This is a genomic window from Riemerella anatipestifer, assembly GCF_035666175.1.
Taxonomy (GTDB): domain Bacteria; phylum Bacteroidota; class Bacteroidia; order Flavobacteriales; family Weeksellaceae; genus Riemerella; species Riemerella anatipestifer_D.
This window is the reverse complement of record NZ_CP142016.1, coordinates 295,136-316,434: the sequence shown is the minus strand read 5'-3', so window position 1 is coordinate 316,434 and position 21,299 is coordinate 295,136. Positions and strand designations below refer to the sequence as shown.

General features: G+C 33.7%; 21 protein-coding genes. 7 read left to right on the top strand and 14 right to left on the bottom strand.

Features of this window, described 5'->3' with window-relative positions; all coding sequences use genetic code 11:
* Window positions 1-29 precede the first annotated feature (29 nt).
* A complete protein-coding gene (locus tag VIX88_RS01535; protein ID WP_064970336.1) occupies window positions 30-356 on the top strand; it encodes a single-stranded DNA-binding protein in 327 nt (108 codons plus the stop codon).
* Between the two features lie 68 nt (window positions 357-424).
* Here VIX88_RS01535 and gyrB read toward each other — a convergent pair whose 3' ends face one another.
* Together gyrB and VIX88_RS01525 are read right to left on the bottom strand one after the other, a co-directional pair.
* A complete protein-coding gene (gyrB, locus tag VIX88_RS01530) occupies window positions 425-2,359 on the bottom strand; it encodes a DNA topoisomerase (ATP-hydrolyzing) subunit B (protein ID WP_064970335.1) in 1,935 nt (644 codons plus the stop codon).
* Window positions 2,360-2,464: 105 nt separating this feature from the next.
* Complete coding sequence (locus tag VIX88_RS01525) at window positions 2,465-2,779, bottom strand: DUF4286 family protein (RefSeq protein WP_214193969.1); 315 nt, start codon at window positions 2,777-2,779, stop codon at window positions 2,465-2,467.
* Window positions 2,780-2,904: 125 nt separating this feature from the next.
* Here VIX88_RS01525 and gyrA point away from each other — a divergent pair, with 125 nt between their 5' ends.
* The 6 genes from gyrA (at window position 2,905) to VIX88_RS01495 (ending at window position 9,936) form a co-directional block, all read left to right on the top strand.
* Window positions 2,905-5,430: a DNA gyrase subunit A gene (gene gyrA / locus VIX88_RS01520; RefSeq protein ID WP_214193968.1), complete on the top strand. Its 2,526-nt coding sequence runs from the start codon at window positions 2,905-2,907 to the stop codon at window positions 5,428-5,430.
* A 36-nt stretch (window positions 5,431-5,466) separates the two neighbouring features.
* Window positions 5,467-6,852, top strand: a complete 1,386-nt coding sequence (locus tag VIX88_RS01515) for a tetratricopeptide repeat protein (RefSeq protein WP_064970331.1) — start codon at window positions 5,467-5,469, stop codon at window positions 6,850-6,852.
* 79 nt (window positions 6,853-6,931) lie between these two features.
* Window positions 6,932-7,279 (top strand): YtxH domain-containing protein, encoded by a 348-nt coding sequence (locus VIX88_RS01510; RefSeq protein ID WP_064970330.1) that lies wholly within the window; start codon window positions 6,932-6,934, stop codon window positions 7,277-7,279.
* A gap of 72 nt (window positions 7,280-7,351) precedes the next feature.
* Window positions 7,352-7,660, top strand: a complete 309-nt coding sequence (locus VIX88_RS01505) for a phage holin family protein (RefSeq protein ID WP_064970329.1) — start codon at window positions 7,352-7,354, stop codon at window positions 7,658-7,660.
* Between the two features lies 1 nt (window position 7,661).
* Window positions 7,662-8,168 carry a hypothetical protein gene (locus VIX88_RS01500; protein WP_222535132.1) on the top strand — a complete coding sequence of 169 codons (507 nt, stop codon included), beginning with the start codon at window positions 7,662-7,664 and terminating at the stop codon, window positions 8,166-8,168.
* Between the two features lie 103 nt (window positions 8,169-8,271).
* Window positions 8,272-9,936 carry a DEAD/DEAH box helicase gene (locus tag VIX88_RS01495; RefSeq protein WP_222535131.1) on the top strand — a complete coding sequence of 555 codons (1,665 nt, stop codon included), beginning with the start codon at window positions 8,272-8,274 and terminating at the stop codon, window positions 9,934-9,936.
* Between the two features lie 152 nt (window positions 9,937-10,088).
* On the opposite strand, the gene VIX88_RS01490 is transcribed toward VIX88_RS01495, so the two are convergent.
* The 12 genes from VIX88_RS01490 to VIX88_RS01435 form a co-directional block, all read right to left on the bottom strand.
* Entirely contained in the window at window positions 10,089-10,661 is a 573-nt protein-coding gene (locus VIX88_RS01490) for a YceI family protein (protein ID WP_154136782.1), read from the bottom strand.
* A 70-nt stretch (window positions 10,662-10,731) separates the two neighbouring features.
* A complete protein-coding gene (locus VIX88_RS01485; RefSeq protein WP_222535130.1) occupies window positions 10,732-11,802 on the bottom strand; it encodes a hypothetical protein in 1,071 nt (356 codons plus the stop codon).
* A gap of 32 nt (window positions 11,803-11,834) precedes the next feature.
* On the bottom strand, window positions 11,835-12,500 hold the full coding sequence (locus VIX88_RS01480; RefSeq protein WP_222535129.1) for a hypothetical protein: 666 nt from the start codon (window positions 12,498-12,500) through the stop codon (window positions 11,835-11,837).
* Window positions 12,490-13,032: an RNA polymerase sigma factor gene (locus VIX88_RS01475; protein WP_064970323.1), complete on the bottom strand. Its 543-nt coding sequence runs from the start codon at window positions 13,030-13,032 to the stop codon at window positions 12,490-12,492. The genes VIX88_RS01480 and VIX88_RS01475 overlap by 11 nt, the downstream gene beginning before the upstream one ends.
* Before the next feature lie 129 nt (window positions 13,033-13,161).
* Window positions 13,162-14,853, bottom strand: coding sequence for a S8 family serine peptidase (locus VIX88_RS01470; RefSeq protein ID WP_064970322.1), 1,692 nt, complete (start codon window positions 14,851-14,853; stop codon window positions 13,162-13,164).
* A 56-nt stretch (window positions 14,854-14,909) separates the two neighbouring features.
* The gene (locus tag VIX88_RS01465; protein ID WP_064970321.1) at window positions 14,910-15,518 is read right to left on the bottom strand and encodes a WbqC family protein; all 609 of its coding nucleotides are present in this window, start codon (window positions 15,516-15,518) and stop codon (window positions 14,910-14,912) included.
* On the bottom strand, window positions 15,519-17,129 hold the full coding sequence (gene lepB / locus VIX88_RS01460; protein WP_064970320.1) for a signal peptidase I: 1,611 nt from the start codon (window positions 17,127-17,129) through the stop codon (window positions 15,519-15,521).
* Between the two features lie 31 nt (window positions 17,130-17,160).
* Window positions 17,161-17,859, bottom strand: a complete 699-nt coding sequence (gene dapB, locus VIX88_RS01455; RefSeq protein ID WP_064970319.1) for a 4-hydroxy-tetrahydrodipicolinate reductase — start codon at window positions 17,857-17,859, stop codon at window positions 17,161-17,163.
* A gap of 12 nt (window positions 17,860-17,871) precedes the next feature.
* Window positions 17,872-18,456 carry a DUF5683 domain-containing protein gene (locus VIX88_RS01450; protein ID WP_064970340.1) on the bottom strand — a complete coding sequence of 195 codons (585 nt, stop codon included), beginning with the start codon at window positions 18,454-18,456 and terminating at the stop codon, window positions 17,872-17,874.
* A gap of 4 nt (window positions 18,457-18,460) precedes the next feature.
* On the bottom strand, window positions 18,461-19,351 hold the full coding sequence (locus tag VIX88_RS01445) for a ParB/RepB/Spo0J family partition protein (RefSeq protein ID WP_064970318.1): 891 nt from the start codon (window positions 19,349-19,351) through the stop codon (window positions 18,461-18,463).
* Window positions 19,352-19,377: 26 nt separating this feature from the next.
* Window positions 19,378-20,151, bottom strand: coding sequence for a ParA family protein (locus tag VIX88_RS01440; RefSeq protein WP_014938796.1), 774 nt, complete (start codon window positions 20,149-20,151; stop codon window positions 19,378-19,380).
* A gap of 168 nt (window positions 20,152-20,319) precedes the next feature.
* Window positions 20,320-21,171 (bottom strand): energy transducer TonB, encoded by an 852-nt coding sequence (locus VIX88_RS01435; protein ID WP_064970317.1) that lies wholly within the window; start codon window positions 21,169-21,171, stop codon window positions 20,320-20,322.
* Window positions 21,172-21,299 lie beyond the last annotated feature (128 nt).

Genomic DNA, 21,299 nt, shown 5'->3' with positions numbered 1-21,299 from the left:
CTAAAATATAATTTAAAAATAAATCTATTATGAAAAACAAGGTTCAACTTATTGGTAATGTAGGTAACACTCCAGAGATTAAAGAGGTTAATAATACTAAAGTAGCTCATTTTTCTATAGCTACTAACGAAATTTACAAAAATGCACAAGGAGAAAGGGTAGAGCAGACGGAATGGCATAAAGTAGTGGCTTGGGGAGGACTAGCAGAAATTATAGAAAAGTACGTTACTAAAGGTAAAGAGATAGCTGTTGAGGGTAAATTAACCTACCGAAGTTATGATGATAAAGAAGGAAATAAACGCTACGTTACCGAAATTATAGCTAATGATATCCTGCTTTTGGGGAGAGCTAAATAATATGGGAATGAAAAAAGCCAAGAACTAAACTTGGCTTTTTTATTATTACTTTGGGAAAACAGTTTTAATTATGCGTCTATCTTTGCATAAACTGCGTTTTTCTCTATAAACTCTCTTCTTGGAGGAACTTCGTCTCCCATAAGCATAGAGAAGATTCTATCTGCTTCACCCGCATTTTCTATGTTCACTTGCTTTAGAATTCTGTTTTCTGGGTTAAGTGTAGTTTCCCAAAGTTGCTCAGGGTTCATTTCCCCGAGACCTTTATATCTTTGTACTTCTACACCTTTACCATCTGCAGACATTTCTAAGGTTTTTTCTTCTCGCTCTTTCTCATTCCAAGCATATACCTTTTTGTTACCTTTTTTAAGAAGATACAAAGGTGGAGATGCAATATAAACATAACCTTGCTCAATAAGCTCCTTCATATAACGGAAGAAGAAGGTAAGTATAAGTGTAGAGATATGAGAGCCGTCAATATCGGCATCGGTCATAATTATAATTTTATGATAACGAAGTTTGCTCAAATTAAGAGCCTTGCTATCTTCCTCTGTACCAACGCTCACCCCTAAAGCGGTATAGATATTTTTGATTTCCTCGTTTTCGTAAACTTTATGTATCATAGACTTTTCTACATTAAGAATTTTACCTCTCAATGGTAGAATAGCTTGGAAATGTCTATCCCTTCCTTGTTTTGCAGTACCTCCTGCAGAGTCTCCCTCTACAAGGAATATTTCTGATTCGGCTGGGTCTTTTGATGAGCAATCTGAAAGTTTACCAGGTAGTCCAGCACCTCCCATAGGAGATTTACGCTGTACCATTTCTCTGGCTTTCTTAGCAGCTTGTCTTGCTTTAGCAGCTAGAACTACTTTCTGTACAATTTGTTTGGCTTCGGTTGGGTTTTCTTCTAAGAAGTTGGTAAGCATTTCGCCTACTATTTTATCCACCGCACCAGAAACCTCGGAGTTACCAAGTTTTGTTTTGGTTTGTCCTTCAAACTGAGGTTCCATTACTTTTACGGAAATTACGGCTGTAAGTCCTTCACGGAAGTCATCACCTGTAATTTCTACTTTCTCTTTTTGAGGAATACCTAAGTCGTCTGCATATTTTTTAAGAGTTCTTGTAAGAGCTCGTCTAAATCCTGTAAGATGTGTACCTCCTTCGTGAGTATTGATGTTATTAACATACGAGTGTAAGTTTTCCGTGAAAGATGTGTTATATCTCATTGCAACCTCCACAGGAATATCATCTCTTTCTCCTTCCATGAAGATAACATTCTCCATAATGGATTCTCTGTTACCATCTATGAACTCTACAAACTCTTTAAGACCACCTTCGGATAGGAAAGTTTCTGTTAAGAATTCTCCTTTTTCGTCTTTTACTCTCTCATCTGTAATAGTGATATTGATACCTTTATTGAGAAAAGCTAACTCTCTAAGTCTAGCAGAAAGGGTATCGTAATTGTAAACTAATTCATTGAAAATACTATCATCTGGCTGAAAGAAAACCTCTGTACCTCTGTAATCAGTAGTTCCTATTTCTTGAACATCTTCTAAAGCTCTACCTTTAGAATATCTTTGTTGATAAGTTTTTCCTTCTCTGTAAACGGTAGCAATGGTACTCGTGGATAAAGCATTAACACACGAAACCCCTACACCATGAAGTCCACCAGAAACCTTGTAAGAGTCTTTATCAAACTTACCACCAGCACCTATTTTAGTCATTACTACCTCTAGTGCAGACTTTTGTTCTTTTTCGTGAAAATCTACAGGGATTCCTCGTCCGTTATCTTTTACACTAATAGCATTGCCCTCGTGAATGGTAACCGTAATGGTATCACAGTATCCTGCTAAAGCCTCATCTATGGAGTTATCTACAACTTCATATACCAAATGGTGCAAACCTCTTACTCCCACATCTCCAATGTACATAGAAGGTCTTAACCTCACATGCTCAATCCCTTCTAAAGATTGGATACTACTAGCTGTATATTGTTTATTACTCATTATTCTTTATAATTTTTAAAGATTACAAATATACAAATTTTAGAAAAGAGATAAAAATAAAATCCGTGATAATCCTGTTTTAAGTTTATTTAATGAAATCCTGTTTTAAATATTAGATGTAGTAGGATTCAATAATGTAGCAAAAACTAAAACTCTATCTCCGAATATTTTTTCTACTTCCATCGTAATATTAGGTAATTCATTTGTAATAAAGTTCGTTCTGTCTTCGACAGTTTCAAAAATAAGTAACAGATTAAAATTAGTCCCTTCTTGTAGTCTTTCAGTTTCTACTTCGGAAGCGATATAGTGTTTTAAATTTTGTTTTTCTCTATAATGGTTTATGATACTTTCGTTGAAGTATGTTTTCCATTCGGATATGCTTCCTTGTTCACAATGGAATGTTAAACTTAATATACTCATTTCTAAGTGTGTTATAAATAAATTAGTAAAATATCCTGCAAAAATCGGTAATTTTTTGTAAATTAGCCCTTTGATTTTAATGTAAAATTGAAGTAATAATTTATTTAGTATAATAAAAAAGACTTATGCATAAAGAAGGAGAAAGGTTAATACCTATCAATATTGTGGACGAAATGAAGTCCTCTTATATTGACTACTCAATGTCCGTTATTGTATCTCGTGCCTTGCCAGATGTAAGGGACGGATTAAAGCCTGTACATCGTAGGGTTTTGTATGGTATGTATGGATTGGGAGTTTTTTCAAATAAAAAATATTTAAAATCTGCCAGAATTGTAGGAGATGTTTTAGGTAAATATCACCCACATGGTGATATCTCTGTTTATGATGCTATGGTACGTATGGCACAACCGTGGAGTTTAAGGTATCCGCAAGTAGATGGTCAGGGTAATTTTGGTTCTATGGACGGCGACCCACCAGCAGCTATGCGTTATACCGAAGCTAGACTGAAAAAAATATCTGATGAAATTCTATCAGATTTAGATAAAGAAACAGTTGATTTCCAAAATAACTTTGATGATAGCTTGCAAGAGCCTACAGTACTGCCTACTAAAATACCTAACCTTTTAGTAAATGGTACTTCTGGTATTGCGGTAGGTATGGCAACCAATATGGCACCTCATAACCTGTCCGAATCGGTAGATGCTATCTGTGCCTATATAGATAATAAGGAGATAGAAATAGATGAGTTAATGAAATATATCATCGCTCCTGATTTTCCTACGGGAGGAATTATCTATGGCTATGATGGAGTTAGAGATGCGTTCCATACAGGAAGAGGGCGAATAATATTAAGAGCTAAAGTCGCTTTTGAAGAGATTGGAAACCGTAATGCCATTATCGTTACCGAAATTCCTTATTTGGTAAACAAAGCTGAAATGATAGCTAGAACATCAGAGTTGGTAAAAGAGGATAAAATACAAGGTATTCACGAGATTAGAGATGAGTCTGATAGGAGAGGAATGCGTGTGGTTTATGAACTTAAAAACGACGCAATACCTAATGTAGTCCTTAATCTATTATATAAGTACACAGCGTTACAAACATCGTTTAGTGTCAATAATATTGCTTTAGTAAAGGGCAGACCACAACAGCTTAATCTAAAAGATATTATCGTTCACTTTGTGGAGCATCGCCACGAGATTGTAATTCGTAGAACTCAGTATGAGCTTAAAAAAGCTAGAGAAAGAGCTCATATCTTAGAAGGTTTTATGAAGGTTATTGCAACTCAAGATACTTTAGATAAGGCAATTTCTATCATTAGACATTCAGCAACGCCACAAGCTGCTAAAGAAGGGTTGATTGCAGAGTTTGAACTTTCGGACATACAGGCTCAAGCTATCTTAGATTTAAGATTAGCTAGGCTTACAGGTATGGAATTAGACAAAATCCGTGATGAGTACAAAGCTATTATGGATTTAATTAACGATTTAGAGGATATTCTTTCCAACGAAGTTAGACGCTACCAAATCATTAAAGATGAATTGTTAGAAGTTAAAGAAAAATATGGCGATGAAAGAAGAACGGAAATAGACTATTCTGGAGGTGAAATGTCCATAGAAGACTTTATTCCTAATGAAGAAGTGGTACTTACTATTTCTCACGCTGGATACATCAAGAGAACTCTCCTTTCAGAATACAAAACTCAAAGTAGAGGTGGAGTGGGCAACCGTGCGGCATCTACAAGAGACGAAGACTTCTTAGAATACATTGTTTCTGCTACCAATCACCAGTATATGCTATTCTTTACGGAAAAAGGTAAGTGCTACTGGCTGCGAGTGTTCGAAATTCCTGAAGGCTCCAAAACAGCTAAAGGTAGAGCAATACAGAACTTAATCAATATAGAACCTGATGATAAAATCAAGGCTTACATTAGAACCAATGATTTAAAGGATTCTGAGTATGTTAAGCAGATGTATGTGGTAATGATTACCAAAAACGGAACCATTAAGAAAACTTCGTTGGAGGCTTACTCTAGGCCTAGAACCAATGGTATACACGCCATAGAAATTAGAGAAGATGACCAGCTTCTAGGAGCAAGACTTACCAATGGCAACTCTGAAATAATGATAGCCACTAAAAATGGTAAATGTATCCGTTTCCCAGAAGAGAAGGCAAGAGCGGTAGGTAGAACTTCCATTGGGGTAAGAGGTATTTCTCTAGAAGACAACGACGAGGTAATTGGTATGATAGTTGTAAACGATATAGAGAATGAAACTGTTTTGGTAGTTTCTGAAAAAGGCTATGGTAAGAGAACTGCAGTAGAAGACTATCGTGTTACTAACCGTGGAGGTAAAGGGGTTATTACTCTCAACATTACTGAAAAAACAGGTCAGCTTATTGCGATACAATCAGTAGTAGATGGTAATGATTTAATGATTATCAATAAATCAGGAGTTGCAATAAGAATGTCGGTGGATAATATGCGTGTTATGGGTAGAAATACCCAAGGTGTAAGGCTAATTAACCTTAAAAATAACGATGAAATAGCTGCAGTAGCTAAGGTAGAAGCCGAGAAAGATGTAGAGGACGAAGAAATGGAAGAATCTAATAATGAAACTGTAAATCCGTCTGAAGGAAATTCAGAGGAATAGTATTCAAAGAAAAAATAATAAATATATTAAAATAGTATGAAAAAAGTTATTTTAAGTATTGCTGTGTTTTCAACAACACTAGCATTTTCACAAAAAAAGGAAATTCAAAACGCGTTCAAAGCAATAGAGTCAGGTGATATCGCGGCTACTAATGCAGAACTTTCAAAAGCAGAAGTTCTTATTGGTAGCAAATCATATTTAGTAGAGCCTAGTTTATTAGAACAATATTATTACTCTAAAGGAGTAGCTCTTATAAAGTCTGGTAAAACTACAGAAGGAGCTACTTGGCTAGGTAAAATAGGAGATTTAAGTAAGTCTAAAATCTATACAGGTAAAGATGCTGATAAAAACAAAGTTTATTTTGTAGGGAAGGAAGCTGCTGAGACTAGCGGTATAGCAGGGCTTAAAGAGGAGTCTTATGTGTCTAAACTATCAGATAAATTACCACAGTTAATTAACCCTATGTTAAAAACAGCTGGAGATGAAGCTTATCAAGCTTATCAAGCAAAAGATCACATAAAGGCTGCTGCTAAATATCTAGAGGTTTATAACCTTCTAAAAGCTGCTGGTACAGATGATAAATTATATCAGTACTATGCAGGTCTAAACTATGCACTTGCAAATGATAAATCTAAAGCCATAGAGGTGTACTCTGATTTAATTAAAAGCGGTTACACAGGAGTTACAACCATATATAAGGCTAAAAATAAAAAGACAGGGCAAGATGAAAATCTAGATAAAAATGGTTTTGAAACTTTAAAGAGATTAGGTTCTGCTTCGGATTATACTGATTTTAGAACAGAACAAACGCCTAGTATCGAGCAAGAGTTATATGAAACTAATGCAGCCTTGCTTATTGATTCTGAAAGATATACAGACGCTTTAAATTTACTGGAAAAGGGTATTAAAAAATTCCCTAAAAGCAATAAATTATCGGAGTTACAAGGTACAGCTTATTATAAGTCAGGGAAAACCAACGAGTTTATCAATAACTTAAAAAATGTAGTTGCTTCTAATCCTAATGATAAAGTAAGTTGGTATAATTTAGGAGTTCTTTTAAGTAAAGATGAAGCTAAATTAAATGAAGCAGAAGGTGCATTTAAAAGAGCTTTAGAAATAGACCCTGATTATGTTCCTGCTATTCAAGGTATATTCTATAATGTTTATATGTTAGGTGATGACGGTAAAGTTATAGAGAAAGCAGAAGCTGCTAGAAAAGCAAAAAAAATGGACGAGTTTAATAAAATCTTACAAGATAGAAGGGATAGATTTGCTAAAGGGTTACCTTATTTAGAAAAGTGGTATTCTTTAGAGCCTAAAAATCCTGAAATTGTGAGTTTATTAAAAGGAGTTTATCAAACTTTACGTAAAGAAGATAAAGTAAAGGAAATGAAGGCTGTAGAAGATAGCCTTAAAAAATAAAAGCTAAAATGGTATGATTATTGTTATGATAACCATATCATTTTTAACTTAAATTATTAACCTTAAAAAATAAATTATTATGTCAAGAAGAGGAAATAACTCAGTAGGTGTATTAGTAGGTCTTTTAGCAGGAGCAGCTGTAGGTGTTGCTTTAGGAATGCTTTATGCTCCAGAAGAGGGAAAAAGAACAAGAAAAAAGCTTAAAAGAAAAGCTGAAGATTTAAAAGATCAAGCAGAGAGAGAATATAAAAGAGCTTGTGAAAAGGTAAAAGACCAATATCAAGATTTATCAGAAAAAACTAAATCTAATGTAGATAAAGTGGTTTCTAATGTTAAAGAAACTTATGATAAATACAAAGGTCAAGTAGTAGATAAAGCTAATGAAGTAGCTAAAGATGTAGAGTCAGAATTAGATGGCTTGAAGTAAAAAATACACGAATAAAAAAAGGAACTTGAAATACAGTTCCTTTTTCATAAAAATTAGACAAAAATAAGATTGATGATAAACTTCTTTAAGAATTACGCACAAAAAAGGCTTGATTTAATAAAAATGGAAGCTACCGAAAAAATGTCTATTAAAGCAGGTAATATAGCTTTCTTAGTTATTTTAAGTATTTTCTTCTTATTTTTATTTATATTTCTCAATATAGGATTAGCTATACTACTAGGCTATTATATACAAAATATGGCTTATGCTTTTCTAATAATCTCTGGGATATACTTATTTTTAATAATTCTACTTTTACTACTCAAAAATTCTATAAAAGAGGGGATTGCTAATATAATTATAAAATCTATAAACAAATAATATGGGTACTAAATATAGAAGTCTTTCTGAATTAAGAGCTCAAAAATCCTTGTTGAAAAATGAAATTTCCGATATGGAAAAAGTAATTACTTTCAAAAATCCTAAAAGTTCTTTGAGTTTGATAACTAAAGGATTTACTGATAAGTTTATAGAAGAGAGAAGTCACGAAGGTAGCACTAACAAAATTTCTATAAATACAGGTAATATTGTAAAAGAGGTAACCAAAGAAATTAAAAATAGAGTATCTAATAGAAACTCAGACTCTTCACTTTTAACATTAAAAAATGAAGGATTAGCGGAAAGTGTTGTAGATGGCTTTCTCAAAGTAGGCTTAGTAGGTACAGTGAGCAATTATGCTAAAAAAAATCTTAAAAATCCTAATTGGAAGAAAAGAGCTATAGGTTTACTTCTTGTTTATGTAGCACCACTAGTTATTAGGCAGTTAAGAACATTCCTAGACGATTATCAACGAAAACAAACTGCCAAGAGTATCAATAGATTGATATAATCTATTTTTATTGAAGGATAAGTCTTATTCAAACTTAGACTGAATATTAGAATTAAGTATCAAATAAAAAATCCGTATCTTTGCAGAAATTTTATAATATTTAATGAATTTATTTAGCGAGTCCAATTTAAGTCCTGAAATTCTTAAGGCAGTTGGCGAAATGGGGTTTGAAACTCCTACGGAGATCCAAAAACAAAGTATTCCTTTTATTTTATCAGATGTTAGAGATCTGATAGCACTAGCGCAAACAGGAACAGGGAAGACAGCAGCGTTTTCATTACCTATCTTAGATATGATAGATGACACTAGTAGAAAAATCCAACTTTTGGTACTTTGTCCTACTAGAGAGCTTTGCTTACAAATAGCAAAAGACATAAAAAATTACTCCAAATATCAACCTAATATTAAATCTGTAGCGGTTTACGGTGGTAGTAGTATTACAGACCAAATTCGTAGCCTTAGAGATAAGCCTCAGATTATTGTAGGAACACCAGGTAGAGTGATAGATCTAATTAACAGAAAGGCATTAGATTTTTCAAGTATCCATTGGTTGGTATTAGATGAAGCTGATGAGATGCTTTCTATGGGCTTTAAAGACGATTTAGAAACCATTCTAAGCGAAACACCTGAAACTAAACAAACTTTACTCTTTTCAGCTACGATGAATAAAGAGGTTGAAAGGATTTCTAAAAGTTATCTTACTAATCCTCACCGTATTTCTGTAGGTTCTATCAATGCTGTTAAGAAGAATATTAGCCACGAATATTATGTGGTAAATTATAGACAGAAGAAAGAAGCTCTTAAGCGCCTTATAGATGCTAATCCTAATCAATATTCCATTATTTTCTGTCGTACCAGAATGGAAGCTAAAGAGGTAGCTGACTATCTAATGCAGAATGGTTATGCCGCTGATGCTTTACATGGAGATTTATCTCAAGCACAAAGAGATACAGTGATGCTTAAGTTTAGGCTTAAAAATATAGACATTTTGGTAGCTACTGATGTAGCGGCTAGAGGGCTAGATGTGGACTCACTTACCCATGTGATTCACTACTCTTTACCTGATGACCCTGAAGTTTTTGTTCATAGAAGTGGTAGAACAGGACGTGCAGGAAAAGATGGTATTTCTATGGCTCTTATAAAGCCTGAAGAAACAAGAAAGCTGAAACACATCAAAGTTCAAACACAAATAGAACTTAAAGAAAAACCAATCCCTAAAGGAGAAGAAATCATTAAAGCTCAAGTAGCAGGAGTATTTGAGCATTTGTTTACAGAACATGAAACTTATTTTGATTTTGATGATAGTCTTATTCCTGATTTATCGCAGTTTTCAAAAGAGGAATTGGTGCATCAGTTATTACAGTTTCAGTTGAGAGATTTGGCGTTATACTATAAAAATAGGAACGACTTATCAGACCAAAAATTAAAAAAAGAAGGTGATATCAAGGAAAGCCGTAGAGAGGGTAGAAGAGATAAGGGAGAAAGAAGTAGAGATAGAGGAGGAAGAAAAGGTAAAAAATCCAATTCTGACATGGTAAGATTTTTCTTTAATTTAGGAAAAAGAGACCAATTAAAGAAAGTAGATATGTTGGATATTATTAACAAATCAACTAAAAAATCTAAAAAAAGAGCCGATATTGGGGATATTGAAATTTTGGATAAGTTCACATTCTTTGAAGTAGAGAAATCATTTAAAAATGAAATCCTTAACAATATTTCTTCTATGAAATTTAAAGGTAAAGAAATGAGAGCCGAAGTAGCTAACTAAGAAAATATTATCAAAAAAAGGGATATTCGTTTGAATATCCTTTTTTGTAGATTATTGAGAACTGCTTTTATTCTAGATATAGTCTATTATTATATACAGACAAAATCCAAGAGTAAACTCTTGGATTCTTTGTTAAATTAAATTTAAAATAGTTATTTAGCTGTAAAACTTACTTGTAAGTCCATATTGTCTTTAATAACCATGTCTTTCATAGTAGATTGGTAAGCAATTCCCCATTTTTGTCTATCGATAGAAAATTTATCTGAAGTTAGGGTTACTACGCCATTAGTTACACCTATTTTCGCAGGGAAAGTTACAGCATTAGTCTTTCCTTTTACAGTAAGTGCTCCTGTAACTAGGTAATTATAGTCTGCTTTTCCAGTCTTTTTAAGAGAGGTAATTTTAAAATTAGCTGTAGGATATTTCTCTACTTCAAAAAAATCTCCATTTTTTAGATGATTATTGAGTTTTGTTTGATATTCTCCTGTGAGGTCTGTGGCATTGATACTTGTCATATCCAATACGAAAGTACCTCCAGCTAACTGGTTATTTTTTAAGACTACAGAGCCATTTTTTAAACCTAATGTCCCATTATGAGATGAAGCGTCTGATTTTACTACCTTATAACCCCACCAGTTAATGTTGGAATTGTCTACTTTTAGATTTTTGGTTTGAGCTGTTAATAGCCCACCTGCCATAACGAATAATAATGCTATTTTTTTCATTGTTTAATTATTTTACTAGTGCAAATATACATTTATTCTAATTCTAAATTATTGATCTATGTTAAGGAATTTAGAAATTGAGGTTCATAATATCTAAGCCAATTTGTATTCCGTTTTTAGAAGGAATAAGAGCTTCATCGTTGAATATTGGAGTGAAGTCTTTTTTAATGAAAAGATTAAACCCACCATAACTTAGACTAAATTTAGCTCCGAATAGAAACGAATTTACGCCATAATCTACTTTGTTTTGGTATTTTTTGAACTTTCCGTCTTCGTTGTAATATTTCACTTTGATTAAACTTCTTAGGTTGATACCTCCGTAAGCTCCAAAGCCTATACGCCATTGTTTTTTACTATTATCTAGATAAGACTTCCCTTTGTATTCTGTATAACTAGGATTCAGCACATACTGAAATTCTAAAGGAAATGTAAGATAGGCATGGCGAAGTTTAGAGCGTTTTAAAGAGCCTTCTTGAAATTCTGACAGTTGGAGGTGTCTATTTTCTTGTTGAAAAACTAAAGAACGTTTCGGCATATAGGTATCTGATCTATACGCTAATCCGTAACGAATGAATAACGGACTGGTGGTATTGCCTATTTGTCTTTCCTTTCTGGCTTGTACCTCAAAGCTATGAGAATTGCCTATACGCATATTAGAGGCGGTTTCAAACGGATTAAGGCTTCCCGCATTTTCAGTTAAGTTGAGAAAGGCGTAGGAGACAGATAGCCCAGATTTTTTAAGCAATGAAGCTGGGGTTTTCTTTTTGCTAGATCTAATATCTATGCTGTTTTTTCTTATAACAAAAAAACCTCTTATAGTATCATTTTCGGGAGAAAGCACTCTGTGTCTTACCTGCTCTTTGGTGAATTCTTCTAGAGTTTTTTTCTCTTCTTGGATTTTGGTGTTAATGCGTTGTTCGTACTTACGGGCAACTTCTGACTTTTGGCTTAAAAGGTCTTCGTGTGAAAGTTTTTTATCAGAATAAAGAGTTTCCAAAGAATCTATTTCTTTATTCATAAGTTGTTTTTCTGATAGTACAATGCTATCTACTTTTTTGCTGTAAGTTTTCAGTTTGTTTTCTTGAGCAGACACCATAAACGAGCCTACTACAATACTAAATAATAAAATTTGAGTTTTCATAGTGTGATAAGTTTTTAATCTAATTTTATATATTATTTTTCTTTTGAATACACTTTTACACCAAGCACTTCCACTTCTTTAGGTTCTTTAATTTCAATAGGGAACATATTTTCTTTAGCTTCCTTTTTATCTACTTTCCCAAGTTTAGATTTATTTTCTGACTGATTTCTCTTTTCTTTGCCTATTTCTCTACCAAAGAGTAGTTGGTCAGCTGTTACATAAGTTTCTTCTTTCTTTTCTTCAGAAGATTTAACTAAAATTTCAGAATTTTCTAATTTTTTAATCCTTAAACTGTCTTTGTTTGCATGGTCATTTTTAGCAATGATTTGATGATTGTTTTTTTCTACTTTTAATTGAGGTTTAATTTCTATTTCATTCTTTTTTTCTATTAGTGAATTTTCTTGTGGAGTGGTATTTTCGGTAGTGCTTTCCACTGGTGTTTTTGTAGTGGTAGTTTGATTAGAAACAATAGCATTGCTATGTTGTTCGGGAATGCTAGGTGTATTTAATTTCCATAATAAACCTCCAAGGCTGACTAAAGCCAAAAATATAGCAGCGTATCTCATCATTTTTTTGATGCTGAAGATAGGAGTTGCTTTTTCGTTTGTTTCTAATTTTTCTTCTAGTCTTTCCCATAGCATAGGAGAGGGCTTTTCGGAAAGATTTTCGTAGTTATCTTTTAAATTTTTATTTTCCATAAGATTGTTTTTGAGTGATGAATTCTTTGAGCCACTTTTTAGCTTTATTAAATTGACTTTTGCTAGTTCCTTCTTTTATATTGAGTATTTCTGCAATTTCAGAGTGTTTTTTTTCTTCAAATACATACAGGTTAAACACAAGTTTATAGCCCAAGGGCATTTCTGATAACAACTCTTCTATCGGAATATCCAATAAATGATTTTGTGTTTCTATATCTTCTGGTTCGTCTTGTAGGTCATCATTTATGTCTTTTTCTATGTATAAAATGTGCTTCTGTTTTCGTACGATACTAATGGCTTCGTTTATAACAATTCTTCTTAACCAAAAGATGAAAAACTCTGCTCCTTTACAAGTATCTATTTTAGTAAAAACAGTATAAAAAGCCTTTAATAAAGCATCTTCTGCATCGGATAAATTGTTAGTGTAAGATTTTGCTATGGCTAACATTTTACCCGAAAAAGCATCATAAACTTGCTTTTGTGCGAGTCGGTTATTTTGTTTTAATAAATCAAAAGTCTCTTTTGAAATCACGGTTATTAGTTTCTTCTATTCATAAGACGGCAAAATAATAAAAAGGTTGCCTCATCTGAAAATTAAAAATAAAAAAGTCATCAAAAATTTTTGATGACTTCTATTGATTAAAGTAAGATTAAGAAAATATTATTTTCTCACTTTCTTTTTTATAGTTGTTTTACTTGCCTTTGGAGTTTCTGACTTCTGAGTGGCTTTGTAGAAATTATTGTAAGCATATTCTGCTGCTTTGTAAGTATCTATAACACCACCACCTCTAGAAATTAAATCAAAACGGTTGTTAGTATTAGAGTTAGTCATAGCATTTACAGTAGATTTATTAGCCGTTTTTACTAATGACTCTATAATCTGCTCTGGAGTAAGGTTAGGCATATAAGCTAAAAGCACCGCAGCTGCACCTGCTACTACCGGCGAAGCCATAGAAGTACCTTGTAGGTATTCGTATTTACCATCTGGAACGGTAGAGTAGATTTTATCTCCAGGAGCAAATACATCTACCATTTTGCCATTATAGTTAGAGAAACCAGCTCTTAGAAACTCATTATCATTTGTACTGGCTCCCACCACTATCATATTATTTATGAAAGGTTTTTCATCAGTTGGTTTGTAAAAGTTAGTAGGATAGTACACATTTTCTTCTATGTTTTCGTTTTCGTTACCCGCTGCTTTTACAAGGAGTACTCCTTTTTCTTGAGCGTATTTAAAGGCTTCCCAAACATATTTTTTACCTGGAGAAACAGGTTTCCCAAAGCTCATGTTTAAGATTTTAGCTCCATTATCTACGGCATATCTAATAGCGTTAGCCACATCTTTATCTCTTTCGTCACCGTCTGGTACCGCTCTTACGGTCATTATCTTAGCTACCTTAGATGCTACACCATACTGCACTTCTTTACCATGAGGATATCCAGCAATAATACCAGCCACGTGAGTTCCGTGCTGAGCATCTGGACCTTCGTAATGGTTGTTACCATAGTATTTTTCAGAATAATCCTCGTAATTATCTCCTACGATTTCTTGTCTTGTATCAAAATCTAGATTATATTGCTTGGTGGCCTGCGTTTCAAAATGCTTTAAAGCATCGTTAATCTCTTTGCTTAAAGTTTCTTCTACCTCTTTAGAAGTTTTGCCTTGCATTTCTTTAGATGCTGCCATTTGGTTGAGTATCTGTAAATACATTGCTTCCTCTTGAGAAGTAGGCTTTATAGTTGCTAAATTTTCTGCAGTTAGAGTTTTATCTCCTAAAACTTTAGCAATGGCAGAAATTCTAGATTTAAACTGAGAGTAGTATTGGAAACTTTGTTGAGCTTCAATCCCTTTTTTATTGAAAATCTCTTTGGATTTCATATACATTTCAAACTCTTCAGGCATTTGAGCTTGATTAGCTTTGTTTTTAGAAGAGTCATCACCTTCAAAGATAGGTTTGTATTTCTTAACTACTCTAGTTACTTCTAGATTATCTACACCTACATCGGCTGTCTTTCCTCCCATAAAATTCCAACCGTGGATATCGTCTATGTAACCATTACCATCATCATCTATTCCGTTATTAGGAATTTCGTTAGGGTTTTTCCACATATTTTTTGCCAATCCTGGGTGGTCTACTTCTACACCGCTATCTAATACACCTACGACTACAGTTTTAGGCTTTAGACCTTTAGATTCTAAAAATTTATAGGCATTGTTGGTATTTACTCCATAAACATTAGTTGTGGAGAAATCTTTGTGATACCAAGTTTCTGCGTCTTTATCTCTTTTTTCTTGTGCTAAAGTTAAATTCAGTCCTGCTAGAAATAAAGCAGCAATCATTATTTTCTTCATTGTTTTCTATTTTTTTAAGACTTAATATAATACCGACTTTCAAGTATTATACCATTTTAATTTTTTAGTTTAACATTTCTGATATAAGTTGTGGCTTCTGGACCAATGTTACAGATTAAATCTAAAATAGATAAATCTTCTAAAAAGCCCAACTTATCAGAAAAGGTTTGATAATATTCGTTTACATCATAAGACGTAGGTTGCTTGGCAGAAAAGCAGTCTCTATAATCTTCTCCTTCAATTTCTTTCTCGTAGCTTTTGGAAAGTTGAAAGGTTTTATCTGTCTTTAAAATATCTTGAATTATATCTAAAGCCTTTAAATTAAGATCCTTTAAGTAGGTTTCTTTAGATTGAAATATTTTTTCCAGCTTAGACTCATAAAACTCAAAATAAGGCGAAGTTTGGTAAGCTATTTTTATAGATTTCCAATGCAAACTCTGCCAATTTTCGTCATAGGAAATTTCCAAATCTTTTAAGGCTCTTTTCCCATTATGCTTTATCGGAATGCTAAGGGATAGTTTCCCATTAGCACCATAAATATTAGCTCTATTTCTATAAGTTTGTTTCGGAAAGTTTTCGTGTTGTTCTAAAATTATAGGTTCTTCCAACAAAAACTCTGACCACCAAGAAATAGGAGGGAGGTAAAACAAAGGTAATAGTTTCATCTAGTTGTCTTTTTTCTTTTTGAATAATTTAGAAATATACTCCCAACCGAAAAATAATCCAAGAATGATAGTGGCTATCCACCAATAAGAAGTTTTGTGAGCTTCTCCTGTATTAGTAGCTTTAAACATTCTGTCCCATCTTATTTTTTTAGGTCCTTCATCAAAGACACCTTGCAGACTCATCCAAGTAAACATTGGTTTTCCTACGATGTATTCTTCTGGCACAAATCCGAAAAATCTTGCGTCTAACGAAGCATCACGGTTATCTCCCATCATAAAGTAATAATCTTGTTTGATGGTGTATTCATTAGCTTCTTTACCATTGATGTAGATTTTTCCATTTTTGTTTTCTAGTTTATTGTGTTCATATTTAGAAATAATCCATTGGTATTCAGGAAGTGTTTCTTGATTGATTTTTACCACATCTCCTTTTTTAGGAATTCTGATAGGTCCGTACCAATCCTGATTCCAATTTCTATTGATTGGGAAAATGGTATTAGTCGTATCAATTTTAGTCTGTTGAGGATTAAGGTAAGAAATTGTTTTTTCACCTTTTTCAGAAAGTATTTCTTCCGCTTTTACAAATTCAGGGAGTTGCTTAATATCTGCTAACAACTTATCTGTAAGCCCTTGGAAATGGTAAACATAACCATCAGCAGTAGCTCCTTCTTGTAAAGGTAAATATCCCAACCTATTCCAAAGTTGATTAACATCTATCTGCTGAGAAGTATATACAAGATAAGAAACTTGGTTCTCTTGGTCGCCCAGAATAACCTCTGGCTTACCATTGATGAAAAGCCTTCCTTTTCTAACTTCTAAGACATCACCGCCTACAGCCACACACCTTTTTACATAAGCATCTTTTCTATCTATAGCTGTATGTACAGAATCTTGCGGATAGTTAAATACTACAATATCTCTACGCTCCACTTTCTCCCAACCAGGTAGTCTAAAATAAGGTAGCTTAACGGCTTCTACATAAGATTTAGGGTCGTCTTTTGGATTTTTAGGCTCTCCTGTATCCATTATTGTTCCTTGCAAAAATGGGATAGCTAAAGGTCTCATTGGCATTCTATAGCCGTAGTTGAGTTTATTAACAAACAAGAAATCTCCCACCAACAGAGTACGCTCCATAGACCCTGTAGGAATACCAAACGGCTGAGTAATAAAAGTATGTATAACCGTAGCAAACACCGCCGCAAAGGTAATAGACCCTAAGAAAGATTCTTTTTTCTCTTCCTTTTCTTCTCCACTTAGATAGAAGGTGTCTTTTTCTTCAATTTCAGTTTTAGGGTTGTAGTTAACCGTTGCCATATAGATAAACGGTAATACTACCGTAAGAAGTTGACTTACAATATCTGTTTTCCCAAATTTCTTCATAAGATGTAAGTGAAAAACAGACATCATAATAGGACCTACAATAGGGAAATAGGATAATACTACCCACCATTTCGGCTGTTCGGTTTCTTTTAAAACTATAAAATAGTTATAAAATGGTATAAAAGCAAAAATAGGATTGTATCCCATTTTCTTAAATAGTTTCCATGTGGAAACACCCATTAGTACAGAAAGAATGAGTACAAAAACGGTATATTTTAATATATAATCCATTGGTTTATTTTTTATTGAATATAATCATTATTTATTGAAACAAAACATCTTTCATACTGAAGTTTCCTTGTTTGCCTATAATCCACTCGGAAGCAATTACGGCTCCTAGTGCAAATCCATTTCGGTTAAAAGCAGTATGTTTGATTTCAATTTCATCAACTTCAGAACGATAGAAAACACTGTGAGTGCCAGGTACTTCGTCTTCTCTTATGGCTGTAATGCCTAAGGCTTTATCTTTAGTTTCGTCTAGTTTCCAGCTGTCAAAATCAGTATGTTTTATAATACCTTCTGCTAAGGTAATTGCCGTGCCACTAGGAGCATCTTTTTTGTGGGTGTGATGAATTTCCTCTAACTGACAACCATATTCTCCAAAGTTATTCATTAGCTGAGCAAGTCTTTCATTTAGTTCAAAAAATAAATTCACTCCAAGACTAAAGTTAGACCCATATAAAAATGCAGTTTTGTTGGCTTCTGCTATTTTTTCTATTTCAGGCTTTCTTTCTAACCACCCTGTTGTACCACAAACCACAGGGATATTAAGTTCAAGACAAGTTTTGATATTTTCGAAAGCGACTTCTGGATTAGAAAATTCTATTACCACATCGGGCTGATTAAGATTTTCTAGGGTAGGAGATTCGTTAAGCCTAGCGACTACTTGATGTCCTCTTTGGGTAGCTATTTGGTCTATAATTTTCCCCATTTTACCATATCCTACTAGTGCAATTTTCATAAGTTTGTTTTTTTAAAATCTATAATTGAGTGAAAACCCTAATTTTCCGTTTTGTAAGCCCCATTGGTCACTAAGTAGAGTAGGAGCAATGGCTAAATCTGGGTCGTTTCTTTGTTCGTGTAAATGAGCGTCCACAACGGCATCAATAATATTGAGTATGTAAATTCCTGCCGAAATAGCAATGGCATAATCTCTTTGGCGTTTCATACGGTCTTGTGTATTCCCAAGAACGGTAGCATCTATACCACTAATACCAGAGAATTCATGTGGCTGATTGTTAAGCTCTGCTACAAAGGCTTTTCGATAGCGTTCGTAATTGTTTTGATTCCAAATAGCAATGCCCACGCTAGTACCTACTGCACCCCATACAATAGGGATTTTCCAATATTTTTTGTTGTAATACTGTCCTAAACCCGGTAATACCGCAGAATAAAGCCCTGCAAGTGTAGGGTTGTAAGTTTTTAGAATAGGCTTATTAGCATTAGCTTTTACTACTTCAGTCTCTGTTTTGGAAATACCAAGAGTATCTACATTAGTGTTCTGAGCTAACCCTAGCGAAACGAACAATAAAGCTAAAAAACTAAAAACCTTAGACATTAATTTATTTTTCAAAAGCATTTAAAATTCGTTCTAGCTCTTCTTCATTATTGAAATCAAAAACTATTTTTCCTTTCTTTCCGTTGGCAGAGGCTTTAATATCTACCTTTATGTCTAGTAAATCAGAAAGGGATTTTTGAGTTCTTTTTAAATGGTTAGGAAGCTCTCTTTCTACTTTATTTTTTTTCTCTTTAGGATTTTTTAGTCCAGATGCTACGGCTTCTGCTTGGCGAACATTAAGTTGTTCTTTGATAATTTTATCAAATAACTCTTGTTGTAGCTTTTCGTCTTGAAGGCTTATGATGGCTCTTCCGTGTCCCGCTGAAATTGTTCCTGTTCTAATTGCTCCTTGTACTTCTGGGCTTAATCTTAGAAGGCGGATATAATTAGTAATCGTACTTCTTTCTTTACCAATACGCTGACTTAGGTTTTCCTGTGTCATACCTATTTCTTCAAGCAATCTTTGGTAAGTTAAAGCAATTTCGATAGCATCTAAATCTTCTCGTTGAATATTTTCCACAAGAGCCATTTCTAGGAGCTCTTGGTCGTTTACCAAACGAATGTATGCAGGTATAGTTTTTAATCCTGCTATTTGGGAAGCTCGGTATCTTCGTTCCCCTGAAATAATTTCAAACTTAGCTCCATCTTTTCTAAGCGTGATAGGTTGTATCACCCCTAGGTTTTTGATAGATTGTGCTAATTGGTTAAGAGCGTCTTCGTCAAAGTAAGTTCTAGGCTGGTTAGGGTTGGGGTAAATATCCTCTATGTTAATCTCAACGATACTTCCCATAATCTGCTTAGCACCTTCGTCTGTAGCAGTGTTTATGGCTGCCTTTTTTTCAGCATTCAATATCGCTCCTAAACCTCGCCCCATGGCTCTTTTTTTATCTTTCATTTAATAATGATTTAGATTTAATGTTTTTAGTTTGATACTTTTTCTTCGTTTTTAAGTAAAACTTCCTCAGCAAGTTGTATGTACTGTATGGCACCTTTACTCTCGGCATCGTACATTAGGATACTTTCTCCAAAACTAGGAGCTTCGCTAAGCCTTACATTACGATTGATAACGGTTTCAAAAACCATATCAGGGAAATGAGTGTTTACCTCTTCTACGACTTGGTTGGATAGCCTAAGCCTTCCATCATACATTGTTAGAAGAAGCCCTTCTATATCCAAATTAGGGTTGTGTATATTTTGGACGTTTTTGATGGTATTAAGTAGTTTACCTAAACCTTCTAGTGCATAATATTCACACTGGATAGGAATAATAACAGAGTCTGCGGAAGTAAGTGCATTAACTGTGATAAGTCCTAAGCTAGGAGCACAATCTATAATGATGTAGTCATAATCGTCCTTAACTTCTTCTAAGGCTTGTTTTAGCATATATTCCCTGTTATCTCTATCTACAAGCTCTATCTCGGCAGCAACTAAATCTATGTGAGACGGAATAATGTCTAAATTAGGAGAACTCGTAGGCACGATACATTCTCTAGCTGTAACGCTATGCTCCAAAAGATTGTAAGTAGAATACTGTACTTCCTCTATGCCTAGCCCAGAAGTGGCATTAGCCTGAGGGTCTGCATCTATAATCAAAACTTTTTTCTCCAAAACGCCTAATGCCGCAGCCAAATTCACGGAAGTTGTAGTTTTCCCTACACCACCTTTCTGATTAGCAACACCTATTATTTTACCCATATTTTTGATTTAAGTCCCAAAAATACAATTTTTTTAATGCAGTCTCAATTTTCAAAATATAAAAATATGTTAATTTGTTTGTAATGAATACTTTAAACTTATAAAAAAATTATCCACAATTTTAAGGTAATTGTGGATAATTAATTGGTCAAAAATTGTAATTATTTATCATTCAAACTTTATAGATACAGGAATTCTGAAGTAAGAACGTACCGCCTCTCCCTTAATTTTAGCAGGAGTCCATTTACCTTTGACAGATTTTATGGCTTTTTCAGCTTCCTTATTAAACATATTGTTTTGTCCCTCCGCTTTCACATTGGTAATAGTACCATCTCTTTCTACCACAAATGTTACCATTGCTTTTACAAGACCTTCCTCTCCAGCCATTGCTTCATAATCAAAATTCTCACCTACTTTAGCTCTAAAAGAATCTATACCTCCCATAAATACAGCATCTTCGTCCACTACGGTTTCTATAACATTATTGGGTTTAACTACTTCTGGCACTGTATTATTAGTAACAGTTCCATTTCCAATGTTAGGTTTGGTAGGTGCAATACTAGTGGTAGATATAATTCCTTCTTTATTTTCAAAACCAGATGCAGCTGTTTGTAGAGTTTTAATACTTGGTAAAGGCGTTTCTATAGGCGGATTAGCCGTAGGTGTAGGAACACGAGTATCCACTGTTTTAACTTCTACCGTTTTTTCAACTTCCTTAACCGATTGTACTTTGGGTACGATTGGTTTAACTATTTTATCCTCTTTTATTACGGGCTCAATAGGTTTTAGCTCTATTTCTACGCCTTTATTGGTAGTAATATGTACTTTTTTTGTTTGCAAATAAGCATAGGTCCCTCCAATGAAAACTCCAAATACAGCCACTCCTGAAAATAAAGCCTTTTTGAGATAATAATCAGCTTCTGCTCTAAGAGAATAGGCTCCATAGGCTTTATTTCTACCTGCAAATAAGAGTTCATCTAGAGCTTTTTGTTCGTTTTGATTTTGTGAAAAAGTTATCATTTGTCATAAAATTTAAAATTAATACTAAATAAATCTACAAATGATTATTAGTTTTGAGACTTTTTGCAAAAAGTAATTTGTTGTAATCAATTTTCTTGCCAAATTCTCTTATTTCTAAAAAAAAGAGT